General features: G+C 42.0%; 13 protein-coding genes and 2 tRNA genes. 10 read left to right on the plus strand and 5 right to left on the minus strand.

From position 1 onward, the window contains the following. Positions 1 to 693 precede the first annotated feature (693 nt). The gene (locus tag AN390_RS13840) at positions 694 to 1,350 is read left to right on the plus strand and encodes an NAD(P)H-dependent oxidoreductase (protein ID WP_055255136.1); all 657 of its coding nucleotides are present in this window, start codon (positions 694 to 696) and stop codon (positions 1,348 to 1,350) included. Positions 1,351 to 1,399: 49 nt separating this feature from the next. On the opposite strand, the gene AN390_RS13845 is transcribed toward AN390_RS13840, so the two are convergent. Genes AN390_RS13845 through uvrD form a run of 3 tightly spaced genes read right to left on the minus strand, consistent with a single transcriptional unit; the run spans position 1,400 to position 6,510 of the window. Further along, a complete protein-coding gene (locus AN390_RS13845) occupies positions 1,400 to 2,248 on the minus strand; it encodes a hypothetical protein (protein WP_055255138.1) in 849 nt (282 codons plus the stop codon). Between the two features lie 58 nt (positions 2,249 to 2,306). Then, positions 2,307 to 4,367 (minus strand): GNAT family N-acetyltransferase, encoded by a 2,061-nt coding sequence (locus AN390_RS13850; RefSeq protein ID WP_055255140.1) that lies wholly within the window; start codon positions 4,365 to 4,367, stop codon positions 2,307 to 2,309. Then, entirely contained in the window at positions 4,345 to 6,510 is a 2,166-nt protein-coding gene (gene uvrD / locus AN390_RS13855; RefSeq protein ID WP_024031969.1) for a DNA helicase II, read from the minus strand. The genes AN390_RS13850 and uvrD overlap by 23 nt, the downstream gene beginning before the upstream one ends. A gap of 311 nt (positions 6,511 to 6,821) precedes the next feature. Here uvrD and AN390_RS13860 point away from each other — a divergent pair, with 311 nt between their 5' ends. Further along, the gene (locus AN390_RS13860; RefSeq protein WP_004588664.1) at positions 6,822 to 7,046 is read left to right on the plus strand and encodes a hypothetical protein; all 225 of its coding nucleotides are present in this window, start codon (positions 6,822 to 6,824) and stop codon (positions 7,044 to 7,046) included. A 113-nt stretch (positions 7,047 to 7,159) separates the two neighbouring features. Next, a complete protein-coding gene (locus AN390_RS13865; protein WP_054983969.1) occupies positions 7,160 to 7,528 on the plus strand; it encodes a YacL family protein in 369 nt (122 codons plus the stop codon). 128 nt (positions 7,529 to 7,656) lie between these two features. Here the strand turns inward: AN390_RS13865 and AN390_RS13870 are convergent, their stop codons facing one another. Next, the gene (locus tag AN390_RS13870) at positions 7,657 to 8,301 is read right to left on the minus strand and encodes a peroxiredoxin-like family protein (RefSeq protein ID WP_232510946.1); all 645 of its coding nucleotides are present in this window, start codon (positions 8,299 to 8,301) and stop codon (positions 7,657 to 7,659) included. Positions 8,302 to 8,406: 105 nt separating this feature from the next. Between AN390_RS13870 and AN390_RS13875 the strand changes: the two genes are divergently transcribed. Beyond that, on the plus strand, positions 8,407 to 9,030 hold the full coding sequence (locus tag AN390_RS13875; protein ID WP_004588667.1) for a dUTP diphosphatase: 624 nt from the start codon (positions 8,407 to 8,409) through the stop codon (positions 9,028 to 9,030). Positions 9,031 to 9,038: 8 nt separating this feature from the next. On the opposite strand, the gene yrfG is transcribed toward AN390_RS13875, so the two are convergent. Continuing rightward, on the minus strand, positions 9,039 to 9,686 hold the full coding sequence (gene yrfG / locus AN390_RS13880; RefSeq protein WP_055255141.1) for a GMP/IMP nucleotidase: 648 nt from the start codon (positions 9,684 to 9,686) through the stop codon (positions 9,039 to 9,041). A 62-nt stretch (positions 9,687 to 9,748) separates the two neighbouring features. On the opposite strand from yrfG, the gene nudE reads away from it, so the two are divergent. The 6 genes from nudE to AN390_RS13910 all read left to right on the plus strand — a co-directional run bounded on the left by nudE (position 9,749) and on the right by AN390_RS13910 (position 14,097). Next, the gene (nudE, locus tag AN390_RS13885) at positions 9,749 to 10,321 is read left to right on the plus strand and encodes an ADP compounds hydrolase NudE (RefSeq protein ID WP_055255191.1); all 573 of its coding nucleotides are present in this window, start codon (positions 9,749 to 9,751) and stop codon (positions 10,319 to 10,321) included. Then, positions 10,314 to 11,105, plus strand: a complete 792-nt coding sequence (gene cysQ / locus AN390_RS13890; protein ID WP_004588670.1) for a 3'(2'),5'-bisphosphate nucleotidase CysQ — start codon at positions 10,314 to 10,316, stop codon at positions 11,103 to 11,105. Before nudE ends, cysQ begins: the two co-directional genes overlap by 8 nt. A gap of 148 nt (positions 11,106 to 11,253) precedes the next feature. Further along, a tRNA-Met gene (locus AN390_RS13895) sits at positions 11,254 to 11,330 on the plus strand. Positions 11,331 to 11,512: 182 nt separating this feature from the next. Then, positions 11,513 to 11,590, plus strand: a tRNA-Met gene (locus AN390_RS13900). 350 nt (positions 11,591 to 11,940) lie between these two features. Continuing rightward, complete coding sequence (locus tag AN390_RS13905; RefSeq protein WP_055255143.1) at positions 11,941 to 12,555, plus strand: trimeric intracellular cation channel family protein; 615 nt, start codon at positions 11,941 to 11,943, stop codon at positions 12,553 to 12,555. A gap of 33 nt (positions 12,556 to 12,588) precedes the next feature. Continuing rightward, positions 12,589 to 14,097, plus strand: a complete 1,509-nt coding sequence (locus tag AN390_RS13910) for a YifB family Mg chelatase-like AAA ATPase (RefSeq protein WP_055255145.1) — start codon at positions 12,589 to 12,591, stop codon at positions 14,095 to 14,097. Positions 14,098 to 14,128 lie beyond the last annotated feature (31 nt).

The raw sequence follows: 14,128 nt of genomic DNA on the forward strand, positions 1-14,128 counted from the left end.
CTATGTGAAAGTAGGACATTGCCAGGCTCCAAATAAGAGAAACCCGTTACAGCGATGTGACGGGTTTTTTGCTGTCTGGGATTTAATAAATAGCCAGACTCATGCCGAACCCTGAGTTAAACGAAACAGCTCGAAAGCGTGCACCGCATAAGGCCGCCCCGACGCAATGATAATGTAGCATTTGCTATGTGACTCTCTACCGCTGTGGGCACTACGACATTGCCAGGCTCTAAAGAAGAGATTGCAGANGCATTTGCTATGTGACTCTCTACCGCTGTGGGCACTACGACATTGCCAGGCTTCAAATACAAGAAAGCCCGACTCGAAAGAGCCGGGCTTTTTTACGTCCGTTGAAAAGTGAAATACATGTCTTTACGTAATAGCACCACTTCCGTAGCGTGGGTTGAGTATCACGAAACCCGCGGATAAGGCTCGCCGCACATCTTTGTATGGTAAATATAGTGTTCTTATCTCACAAGTTGGATTACCAGCAACAACAGTATCCACCTCTATATGTTTCGTAACGACAGATCCCGCACCAATAACACTGTTATCCCAAAGGGTATGGGCTTGAACTATTATCAAATTTTTTTAGAAAGTCTTTTAAGTATTTTGCTAATTATCAATTGATAGCAAACCCTATAAACTTGCCCCATCTTGTATTTACATACCTTACCAAAGGGGGAGAAGAGCATGTCTCATCAAATTATTAAAGACTTACATAACCGTTACACGGCTAAAAAATACGATACGAGCAAACGTATTTCATCGGCGGATCTTGACGTAATTAAAGAAGCTATTCGCTTGTCTGCTTCTTCAATCAACTCTCAACCTTGGAAGTTTGTATTGGTAGAAAGTGATGAAGCTAAGCAGCGTTTGCACGATACATTTGCTAACAAGCACCAGTTTAATCAATTACACGCTAAAGAAGCATCGCATACTCTTTTATTAGCTTACGATCCTAAGTTTACTAAAGAGAAGTTTGTTAAACGCGTGGATGTTGAAGTGAGCTCTGGTCACTTACCAGCGCAAATGCGTGAAAGCTTTATGGGTGCCTACGCTTTTGCTGAAATGAATACGGATGAAAATGGCTACAATGGCAGCTGGACTAAAGCACAAGTTTACCTAGCGCTGGGTAACATTATGCATACACTGGCGCGTTTAAATATTGCATCTACGCCTATGGAAGGTGTTGATCCAGAGTTAATCGGTGAGAAGTTTAGCGAAGAGCTTGATGGTCATATTTGTGAAGTGGCACTTGCAATGGGTTACCCAGTTGAAGAAGAAGATTGGAACTTTGGCAAACCTAAAGCGCGTTTACCTGTTGAAGATATTATAGCTACTGTATAACGTGTTGCTATAAGCTAATTAGCCGAGAGCCTTCTCGGCTTTTTTATTTTTAGAATAAACCATACGCTTGTGTTTCTTCGTCTTCCTGTTGTGCTAAATGATCAGGTCTAAATATTGCGCTAGGGTCTATTAAAACACTGTGTTTTTCGGCTAACTTTATTAGCCCTCGCATCATGCCTCTGGTTTGCGGGTCTATATCAAAGCCTACTTCGGTTAATTTATCGAGTGGCTTAATGTCTTCTTTTTTATAATCTATATTGTCCTCTACTTTATCTACTAGTAATCCGATATGCGGGTTGAGCCCATCTTTAGTAGTAAAAACAATAATAGGTTTATAATCGAGTGTTATTTGCTCTTTTGCCGCATCAAACAGTCGTTGTAATTGCATAAAGCTGTTGCGCTTTATACTCGCTAAATATTTACTGGCTTGTTTATAGTCTTGCTCGTTATGAGTACTAACTGCACGATCTGTAGCTGTTACTAGCGCTTGAAAAGGCTCATCAAGTTTTTCTATGATAGATTTTAGGTCACTGTTGTCAGTTTTAAACTCTTTATAAAATACGGCGATGTTGTGCAGCTGAGTTTTATCGTTTGTTATTACGTGGCTCTGTTGCGCGATGCTTTTTTCAAATTGGCTAAACCAATCATTAAGCGAGGCTTGCCAGGTTCTTAGCTCATTAAGTGCTTTTTTATTACTTTGCTCTGTAGAGCTGCCATTTAAAATAACACCTAGGTCGAACACCGGCGTGGGGGTTTCCATGTAGTCTTTTACACCAATAAAGCTCTTATTGTTATTTGGCAATGTAGTGAGGTTATTATCAAACCGCTCGGTGAGTAAAATATCGAGAATTTTAAGTGAAATGGTTTTACAGCCCACTTGAAAGTTTATGAATTCCATACCTTTATCTTTAATTGCCTTGTAATGCTTTAAGGATAGAACAAAATAGATAAATAGCTTAAAGGTTGTGTGGTTTTTTAATTAGTGACTTAACTGCGAGTTTAAATTGTTGCTCTAAGGCTTTTTTTCCACTTAAGCAATGTTGCTTGATTAGCTGCTCATTACTGTGGTTTTGTAATACCATTTGTATCAGCAAGTGGCGATCTTCACTTTTAGTTGCCATTAGGCTGGATGGGGAGTGGTTAAATAAATACCATAGTTTTGGCGCGGTATTAAAGCGATTTATTGTACTAATTGCAGTGTTTATAGGTGGGCTGGGCACGCTAGATTCATCGATAAATTTACTTATTAGCTCACTGACTAACTCACTGTCGAGTTGGCTAAAGTGCGTTAATAAACCATAAAATAAATCACTTTTAAATTGCTGAGCTAAGGTATATAAGCCCTGCGTGGATGTGTTTAATGCTTTAATAACGAGGGCTGAGTGCTCACCCGTGCTTTTATCTCGCTGATAACCTAGCTTTACAGCACTAAAGCCCTGAGATTGCCAAAAACGTAAAAGCCCTGCTGTAGCCCCAAAACTTGCACCTATATAACTACAGGTGGGTGTTAGCTGATGCTGGCAATGCGCTAGCAATGCTTTACCTACGCCTTGTTGGTGCAGGTTAGGTGCAACAGCTATACGAATAACGCGTGCGCTTTGTTTTGTTAAATCGCTTGGCTGTGCGCTTAATTGCGCGAGCGATTGTGCCATTAAATGCCCTTGTGGGCGGCGCTCACCACTGATTACTTGCTTAGCTAGCTCTGCATCCATACCGCCTTCAACTGCTATTAAACACACACCCACAACATGCATGTCGCATCTACTAATAAACAGCCTTTGTGCTGGGGCATCAAGTAATTGGCGTAAATCGTTAACACTGCTCTGGTAATGGGCAAGTGCTAGCAACGCAACTATTTGCTGCAGTAAAGGCTCATTGTCAACGAGTTGCTGTTGAGTGACCTCAATATGCTCAATGTTATTTAAAGCGGGTGGGTATTCGTTATATTGTGCATCTAAAGCAAAGAGTGTGCGTACATGTTGCTCAAGAGGGTCGCCCTTGGCAAAACGTAAAGGCTCTTCTAAGTTTACAATTTTTGCCGCTTTGTAATTAGCTTTAATATGTTGCGTAAAGCGAATGGTATAGCCTCGGCCATTACCCTCGTAACCTACCAAGGTGCTTGCAAATACTATACGCGGGTAGTGCTTTAACATGGCTAATAGTAGGGGTACAGGGATTGCTGCGGCTTCATCGACCAGTAATAAATCACATTGCGGCAACTGATTAAGCAGTGCATCGGGCGCCATGTATTGTAAATTAGCTAAATGTTTTTGCTGAGCCTTGTATTCCACCTGTAAGGTTTTAGCTAAATGCTTAAAACAGCTATGGGTGGCTCTAAATTGTGTTGCGCATACAATGATTTTTTTATCATGTAATGCTGCGGCTGCAAGACCTAGCGCGGCTGATTTTCCTCGCCCTCTGTCGGCATTAATAATTAAAGGTCTGTTCGCACGCCCTGTGGCCACCTTAATTATTTGCTCAACGCACTGTTGCTGCGCCTGATACTCAATTTTATTTGTTACATTGCTTTTGAGCGGCGGCTGTTTAAAGACAGTGTGTTCATCAAAGTGTATGGCAGGTAGGGTTTGTAAAAGGCGAGAAAAACGTAAATTAAAATAGCTTTGCTGATTACTACACCCATAAGACTGCACGCTTTGCAGCGCAGGGTCTTGCCATGAGGCTAAACGTTGTAAATCAGGCAGTAATAAAAATAAAAGCCCGCCGGCTTTCACGGTGCCGGCTAATGCAGCGAGTTTATCGGGGTAAATGCCACTAAAGCCATCATAAACGGCGTGAGGAAACTCTTGCCCAAGTAGTTGATGAGTATGCTCAGGCCAACTTGCATTGGCAAGGCTGCTTGAAAGTAGCTTTACATCATCCGAACGGGTTAACGCGCTTAATAGCTCATAGCACCACGTAGGCTGGCCTGTAATTAGCACTAACTGGCGATGCTTTGCGCCAGTTAGTTGCTGCGTTAATTGCTCAACACAGTGCTTATACAGCTTGAAGTCGTGCATATGCGGTTACTAGCCATTTGCTGCCAAGGTCGTCAAAGTTAACCTGTACACGCGATTGCGCGCCGCTGCCTTCGTAATTAAGCACAGTGCCAATACCAAATTTAGCGTGCAGTACACGTTGGCCTAAGTTAAAACCACTTTCTTCAAATACAGCATGGCTTACTGATGCGCTAAAACGTCCTGCAGCAGGCGGTCGTGATACCTGTGTTTTAATACGAATTTCTTCTACGCAATCTTCGGGTATTTCGCGTAAAAACCGCGACGGGCTATGGTACTTTTCTTGGCCGTATAAACGACGGCTTTCGGCATGGCTTATGTAAAGTTTGTCCATGGCACGGGTCATACCCACGTAACAAAGGCGGCGTTCTTCTTCTAAGCGCCCTGACTCTTCATTACTTTGCTGCGATGGGAACATGCCTTCTTCAACGCCCACCATAAACACAAGTGGAAACTCTAAGCCCTTAGCAGAGTGAAGAGTCATCATTTGCACAGCGTCTTCGTGTTCATCGGCTTGGCCTTCACCAGATTCAAGTGAGGTGTAGGCTAAAAAGCCTTGTAGTGGTGAGCTAAACTCTTCTTCTTCGGGGAGTTCATACTGATCGCAGGCACTAATAAGCTCTTCTAAGTTTTCTACGCGAGCTCGGCCTTTTTCGCCTTTTTCAGCTTGATACATGGCCATTAAACCAGACGTTTGAATAGCGTATTTGGCTTGCTCTTGCAGTGTAAGGTCGCTAATTTTATCTTCTATGTGCTCTACCAACTCTACAAATTTTGTAACAGCGCTTGCCGCACGACCCGATAAATGTTGTTGTTCAACAATTGCTTTAGCTGCGTACCAAAGAGGCAGCGACTCAGCACGCGCACAGTCGCGTATATGGCTAAGTGTTTTATCGCCAATACCGCGCGCAGGGGTGTTAATTACACGCTCAAATGCGGCATCGTCTTGGCGGTTTCCTACCAATCGTAAGTACGATAGCGCATCTTTAATTTCTTGACGTTCGAAGAATCGCATACCACCGTAAATACGGTATTTTAAGCCTTCTTGCAGCATGGCTTCCTCGAGTACACGAGATTGCGCGTTACTACGGTATAAAATAGCGGCGTCTTGCAACGCATTACCAGCATTTAACCAGCTGCGTAGCTTGCTGCTTACAAAACGGGCTTCGTCTAGCTCGTTAAAGGCGGCATAAATTGATATAGGCTCGCCTTCGTTACCATCGGTCCAAAGGCTTTTACCCATGCGCTCGGAATTATTTTTAATTAGCGCATTAGATGCTTTTAGAATGGTCGCGGTTGAGCGGTAGTTTTGCTCAAGACGAATAGTTTCGGCGTCAAAATCAGTTAAAAAGCGTTTAATGTTTTCTATTTTAGCGCCACGCCAACCGTAAATACTCTGGTCATCGTCGCCTACAATCATAATGCTTTGTGTATCACCAGCAAGTAGCTTTAACCATGCGTATTGAATGGTATTGGTATCTTGGAACTCGTCTACCAGCATGTGGGCAAAGCGCTGCTGGTAATGGCGAAGTAGCGTAGGGTTATTTTTAAGTACTTCGTAGCTACGTAGCAGTATTTCTGCAAAATCGACTAAACCTGCACGGTCACACGCCTCTTGATAGGCGGCATATACACGTAGCATCATTTGCTCGTTTATATCGTAGGCTTGAATATCTTTAGGGCGCAGGGCTTCATCTTTTTTAGCGCTGATGTACCAGCCAAATTGTTTGGCGGGCCATTTTTTGTCATCAATATTCATTGATTTTAATAAGCGCTTGATCATTCTAAGTTGATCGTCAGAGTCTAAAATTTGAAAGGCTTCTGGCAGGTTTGCTTCACGGTGATGAGCGCGCAAAATACGGTGTGATAAACCATGGAATGTACCAATCCACATGCCACCGACAGGGGCTTTTAGGGTTTCTTCAACACGGGTGCGCATTTCTTTAGCGGCTTTATTAGTAAAGGTAACCGCAAAAATACTATAAGCAGAGGCTTGCTCAACCTGCATTAACCACGCGATACGATGAACTAAAACACGTGTTTTACCCGAACCAGCACCTGCTAATACCAGCATGTTTTGTAGTGGGGCTGCAACGGCATCGCGTTGTTTGTCATTTAAGCCATCGAGTAATTCAGAAACGTCCATCGTTACGCCTTTTCAGTCAATAATGAGGGCAGTATAACAGGTGTTTTTGTTAGGCTAAATAAAATACTGTTTTTATGAACAGCTATTCTAAAAATACTTGTAAAACTAATCGCTTAGTCGCTTTTTTGTACTCTTAAGTAACGATAATTAATAATAAAAATAATCAAATTGACCTATATTTAGTAAAAAATACTAAAGCAGTTATTTAGTAGTAATTTAACTATTTGATTTTTAAGCTTTAATAAATTGGCATAAAGTGTGATAGTAAGTAAATAACTAAAACTTAAAATTAATTAACTACAGAGGTGAGTATGGCTGATCAAGGTTCTGGCGGTAATGTTATTGCAGCGTTGTGTAATATATTTTTTCCTGGTTTAGGGCAATTGGTACAAGGGCGAATTTTAGCCGCTATCTTTTTTGCGCTAGCTATTATAATTAGTTACGCACTTATTTATGTATTAGTAGGCTTCGTACTCGTGCCTATTATTTATTTATGGTCGATTATAGATGCTGCACGTTTTAGATCGCGAAGTTAGCTTTTATGTCACCTATTTAATAGCGCCCATTGGCGCTATTTTGCGTTTTAGGGTCGGTGTTTAAGGCTATTTATGGGTATAATTAGTGCATTAGCGTTTTAAAAGTAAAAATTATGGAATATCAATTTATACGTGACCCTATTAGTGGGCTGCGCATTAAAATAAGCAGCGAGCATGCCCTAATTGGCCGCTGGTTAAACGAAGAAATTGGCAAAGAAAAAGTCGCGATGGTACAAGCACTTATTAGCTCGGTAAAAACAAGTTACGAGCCAATAACGTTAAAAGGCCAAGAGATAGACTTAATACTCTCTAAAGACGAAGCCTTATTTGAAGCCCATGCTCTACACCAAGACAGCGAAGATTTAGTCGCCTATCAAGATGATGACTTAATGCTTGAAGAAAATGGCCTAGTGAGTGGTTGTGGCTTTGAAGATTTTATAGATTTAATAGAGTCGTGGGCTGAGTTTAGTGGCTCGCGTTAAATGTTTAAAAGGCCAATCTAGTTGGCCTTTTTTGTAATATCAATTGTGTTAAGTTATTAGGCATTTATAGCGCTCTATTTAGCACCCTAGAATGGTTAAATATTTAAGTCGATTGGTATAACTACAGATTATTGATTTTCTATTGATTTAACGCCAGCTAATAATAGCTCCTCTGTTAAACGTACTTTGTAATTAGGGTTTGCGTATTGAAAATACACAACGCCGTTTTTATCAATTACAAATACAGCCGGTACGGGTAAGGCAACGTTTACCTTGCCTTGGGCATCAACAAAGTTAACACCGCGCTTATTGCGATAGATAGCGGCTGTTTTATCATCTAAAAAATAAGCTAAACCTAAGGCTTTTGCTAGGGTTAGGCTATCATCTGAAAGCAGTAAATAATTTGGCGAGCTTATTTTACTTTGGGCTAGTTTTTCTGGGCTATCTGGCGATACTGCAATAATTTGCGCGTTTAAATTAGCGAGTTGCTGCTCAATTTTTTGTATATTAGCCAGTTGCTTTGAGCAGTAAGGACACCAACCACCGCGGTAAATAATAAGCACCGTTGTTTTTTCAGCAAAGCGCTTTTGTAACTCTACATTATTACCATGTTGATCTTTGAGCGTTATATTAGGCACGCTTAAGCCCGGTAATAATGGTGATACTTGCTCGGGGGCTGCAGCAATTCCTTCTGTACTTGCTTGCGCATTCGTTACTAAAAAAGCAGCCATTACAATAGTCGCCAAGGTGTGCAGTAACACTTTACTCATCATTATTTCCTGCCCTGTTTTTATGTGCTGTTTATAATAGATCAAAAATGCACTTTTTATTATTTGCCTGTATCATAAGCGTAATTTAAAAGCTCAAGTGGAAACGATATGTCAGCCAACTTAAATAAGCTAGTAGTAATGCTAGAAATGCAAAATGCCATGAACACTAAAGTTCATGATCAATGGTTTAGCCAAGGCTTTGAGTGGTACAGAGCCATTTGGGTAGAGTGTGCAGAAATGCTAGATCATTACGGTTGGAAGTGGTGGAAAAAACAAACCCCAGACACCGAGCAAGTCATTCTAGAATTGGTTGATATATTTCATTTTGGTTTGTCGTTAAGAATTGACGGAACAACCTCTTACGAAGAGTTAGCTAAGCAGCTAGAACAAGAACTTAGCGCACCACAGGCCGCAGATGACTTTAAACAAACTCTTGAAATATTAGCAGCTTCAGCAGTTGCAAATAAAACCTTTAACGCGGCCGCGTTTGCAGGGTGTATGGCGCAAATAGGGATGGATATTGACGATTTATACCGCGGTTACGTAGGTAAAAACACGTTAAACTTTTTCCGCCAAGATCATGGCTACAAAGATGGCAGCTACATCAAAGTATGGAATGGCCAAGAAGATAACGAGCATTTAGTCGAAGTCGTTAAAAGCCTTGATACCGAACATGCCGACTTTGCAAAGTTAGTATATCAAGGCCTAGTGGCGCGTTACCCGCAACAATAATCTAGCTGCTAGATTATGTTTCTGTAGTCGGTTACGTTTAAGTAATCGGCTATTACATTATGTGGTTGCTGGCTATCTGGGTTGGCCACCGCAAGTAAATGTTCAATGCCGTATTCTCGGGCAGCATTTAAAACTGGCACACTATCATCAACAAACAAAGTGCGCTGCTTATTAAACCCTAAGTCTTTTTGTACTTGATGCCATAAACTTTGCTGCTCTTTACTCACTCCGTATTGATGAGTAGACACCACGCCATCTAAATAATTATCTATCGCGGTATGTTCAAATTTAAGCATGACGTTTTCTGGGTGGGCGTTAGTTAAAAGAATTAGCTCTTTACCTGCTTTTTTTAACTCTGTTAAAAAGTGGGGCACATCTTCGCGTACTTTTATTAAGTGCTGGGTTTGGCGTTTTAATTCAATTATTGGTAAATTGAGTTGCTCTTGCCAATAATCTAAGCAATACCACTGTATTTGACCACTTACCGCTTGATAGCGTTTGTGCATATCGGCTTTTGCTTCATCAAGGGTAATATTGCGAATGAGCGCAAGTTGCTCTGGTACAACGTTAAGCCAAAAGTGACTATCGAAATGTAAATCGAGTAATGTTCCGTCCATATCGAGTAAAACGGTATCGATTTTTGACCAATTTAGCATGGGCTTTTCCTTGTGAAAAGTTTATGATTAAGCACAACTGCCATGATAGCAAAATAACGCCAATGACACAGAAAAAGCACCCAACTCCGCCTCAAATTATTAGTAACAATGTAGTTGCTAAAAGCCGTTTATTTACTGTTGAATCGTTAGAGCTTAAGTTTTCTAATGACGAAGAGCGCCAGTATGAGCGCATACGTGGCGGTGGTCGCGGGGCTGTAATGATTGTACCAATAACTGCAGATAACGAAATGCTACTGGTACGTGAATATTGCGCGGGCACAAACGACTACCAATTAGGCTTTCCTAAAGGCTTGATAGACCCTGGCGAAACACCACAGCAAGCTGCAAACAGAGAGCTTAAAGAAGAAGTGGGTTTTGGTGCTGAATTTTTTGAGCCGCTAAAAGTAGTATCAATGGCGCCAAGTTACTTTAACGCGACCATGCATATTTTATTTGCTAAGCAACTATATCCGCAAGCATTAGAAGGTGATGAGCCCGAACCTTTAGTGGTTGTTAAGTGGCCATTAACAGATTGGCAGTCATTATTAGAGCAAGACGATTTTACCGAAGCTCGCAGTGTTGCCGCTTTGCTATTATTAAATAAGTATTTAGCGTCTGGAGCTGCAAATGAATAAATTACTAGAGCCGTGTATTGAACTTGCACAAAGTGCAGGCGATGCCATTATGGCTATTTATAAAAAAGACGATATTGGCCAGCAAGAAAAATCAGACTCTACGCCTGTTACAAAAGCAGACTTAGCGTCTAACGATGTGCTTGTTGCTGGTTTAAAAGCGCTTGCGCCCGACATCCCTATCATGTCGGAAGAAACGCCTATTCCGGCACTTGCCCAAAGAAAGAACTGGCAACGCTATTGGTTATTAGATCCGATGGATGGCACTGGCGAGTTTATTTTAGAAAGTGGTGACTTTGCCGTTAATATTGCACTTATTGAAAATAATCACCCCGTTTTAGGTGTGATTCATTGGCCAGCAAAAGGGATCACTTACTTTGCTACTGCTAATCAGGGGGCATTTAAACGAGAAAATGGTAGCGACACAAAAATGTCGGTAGCAACACCCGATAACCTAACGTTGGCAGTAAGCCGTAGACAAAAAATTGAAGCGGTCAGTCAGTATTTAAATACGCAGTTTGCCACTATTGCAGTAGGCTCGTGCTCGCTAAAAGCATGTATAGTTGCCGAGGGTAAAGCCGACTGCTTTTTACGAATTGGCCCTACAGGCGAGTGGGATACCGGCGCGTCACAAGTTATTGTAGAAGAAGCGGGCGGGTGTATAACCGATGCAGAATTTAATCCGCTTACTTATAACCAGCGTGAGAGCACTGAAAATCCTGACTTTATTGTAATGGGACACCCAGATTGGGAGTTTCAAAAAATGATAAGCCCACATCAGAGATAGCTATTTATAGTGCTTGTTGATTGCTTTTTGTTCGGTTGAACACAATTAACTAGTTAAAGCCTTGCAATATAAGTTTATTCCTATATTATAGCGCTCTCTTCGAAACAGGCTCGTTATTAACACGAAACTATTTCAAAGAAATTACAGGCGCGGGATGGAGCAGCCTGGTAGCTCGTCGGGCTCATAACCCGAAGGTCGTCGGTTCAAATCCGGCTCCCGCAACCAATTTCCTTTAGGGGTTTGAGGTTACTGTAAAATGTTAGTTAAAGAAAAGCTTGTCGGTCTCAGCTCTTCATTAGCCAGCAAAGGTAGTCGTTTTAAATTCGGCTCCCGCAACCAATTTCCTTTAGGGAGTTGGCAGCCACGTTGTAATGTAAGCAACGCTAAATAAGTATACATATTTCAGGCGCGGGATGGAGCAGCCTGGTAGCTCGTCGGGCTCATAACCCGAAGGGTCGTCGGTTCAAATCCGGCTCCCGCAACCACTGAAATACATAAAATGAAACGACACGCTTAAAGCGTGTTTTTTTATGCCTGAAATTCAGTGAAACGGATAGCTCGTCGGTCTCAGCTCTGTATAAGCCAGCAAAGGTCGTCGGTTCACCTTTCATAAGCTCTGGCTCCCGCAACCACTGAAATACATAAAATGAAACAACACGCTTAAGGCGTGTTTTTTTATGCCTAAAATTTATATTTCTTTCCCTATAAAGCACTCTTAGATTTATACCCCCAAGCAATACCTATAAATATTATAAACTTCTCTAAAAATACGTTATTACTTAAAACTTTGTATAGTTTGTGTTAAAACGGCACAAATAATTTTGGGTTGTTCCACATGACTGAACTTTATCACTGGTTTGATTTAATCGGTATTGCTGTGTTTGCTGTTACAGGTACTTTGGTCGCACACGAAAAGAAAATGGATGGTTTTGGGGTTGTAGTATTAGCAGCGGTAACAGCGATTGGGGGCGGTACGGTTCGCGATCTCATATTAGATGTTCCGGTATTTTGGTTACACGATCAAAGTTTTTTTTATGCTATTTTAGCCGCGGTATTTATTACCACGCGGCTTATTAACAAGCAAAAGTCGATTCCGCACTACACATTACAAATTGCCGATGCATTTGGTTTAGCATTTTTTGCGGTAATGGGCACCCAAAAAGCCTTACTAGCCGGCATGCCAAATATGACCGCGATTATTATGGGTGTAATTACCGGTTGCTTTGGGGGCATGCTCCGTGATGTGCTTGCTCGCGAAATTCCTATGCTGCTAAAAGGCGAGTTATATGCTATTACCTGTATTGCTGGCGGTGTAGTTTACACGCTGGGAATTCACTTTGCGTTCGCGACCGAACTTGCCATGGTAATGGCAATGCTAACCACCTTATTGCTTCGTATTGCGGCTATTAAATGGCAAATCACAGTACACGTTTTTAAATATTCTGACTAAACTAATTAATTAAACCATTAATTAGGATAAGGAATGTCGCTAGCTCGCATCTATTCTCGTGCCCAAGTGGGTATAAACGCCCCCGAAGTTATTGTAGAAGTACACCTAGGTAATGGTTTACCGGCATTTAATATTGTTGGGCTGCCAGAGGCCTCAGTTAAAGAATCAAAAGACAGGGTGCGTAGCGCCCTAGAAAACTCTCAATTTGGTTTCCCTGATCAACGTATTACCGTAAATTTAGCTCCTGCCGATTTACCTAAAGATGGCGGGCGTTTTGACTTAGCCATTGCCGTAGGTATTTTAGTGGCCTCGGGGCAGGTAGTGTGTCCAGATATACATAAATATGAATTTTACGGTGAGCTTGCCCTTAATGGTGAAGTGCGGGGAGTTAATGCCATTTTGCCTTCTGTACTTGCTGCAAAAGAGCAAAACCGTTGCTGCTTTTTACCTTTTACCAACGATAGCCTCGCAAGTTTGGTGAACGGCGTTAAGCGTAAAGCGGTTAACTCGTTACAAGAAGTATGGGGGGATTTATTAAATCAGCAGCCACTACCTTTAAATATTGAATACCCAGATTGCGCCCAGTCTCCCGACTTTTTACTCGATTTAAGTGATGTTAAAGGCCAACCCGGTGCTAAGCGAGTGCTAGAAATAGCCGCCGCTGGAGGCCATAACCTACTTTTTTTAGGTCCACCTGGTACGGGTAAATCTATGCTAGCGCAGCGTATGGCGACGATAATGCCAACCATGTCAGACGATGAGGCAATATCAACGGCTGCACTGTATTCTATTATTGGCCAATCAATTGATTTAAATAATTGGCGCCAACGGCCTTTTCGAAACCCACACCACACTTGCTCGGCAGTCGCTTTAGTTGGTGGCTCTTCAAACCCTAAACCGGGTGAAATTTCACTTGCGCATAACGGGGTGCTATTTTTGGACGAGCTTCCGGAATTTGAACGTAAGGTACTTGATTCGCTGCGTGAACCCATGGAAACCGGCTCGGTGGTTATTTCGCGGGCAGCAAGGCAAATGGAGTTTCCGGCGCAGTTTCAGCTTATAGCCGCACTAAACCCAAGCCCTACCGGGTGCCATAATGATAAGCGAGCAACACCTGACCAAGTGATGCGCTATTTATCGCGCGTATCAGGCCCGTTTATCGACCGTATCGATTTACAAATAGAGCTGCCGCGACTAACAAGTGTTGAGCTACAAAGTACCGAGCCTGAAGAAACCAGCGCCCAAGTAAGAGCCCGAGTAGAGGCAGCCTACAGTGCACAGCTAAAGCGACAAGGTAAGGTTAATGCACGATTAAATAATAAAGAAATGAATATACATTGCACTTTAGCCCCTGCTGAATTGCAGTTTTTAGCGCGCGCTAGCGAAAAGCTGTCGTTATCGCCGCGCTCTTACCATAGGGTTATTAAAGTGGCGCGTACTATTAGTGATTTAAAAGGTGCAGAGCAAATTAGTTTAGAAGAGCTAAAAGAGGCGCTAAATTATCGTGCTTTTGAGCGGTTACTAGCGCAGTTAACTAAATAAACTAAACGCTACTGGAAATAATACCGAACCG

The organism is Pseudoalteromonas sp. P1-11 (assembly GCF_001399995.1).
Lineage (GTDB): Bacteria > Pseudomonadota > Gammaproteobacteria > Enterobacterales > Alteromonadaceae > Pseudoalteromonas > Pseudoalteromonas atlantica.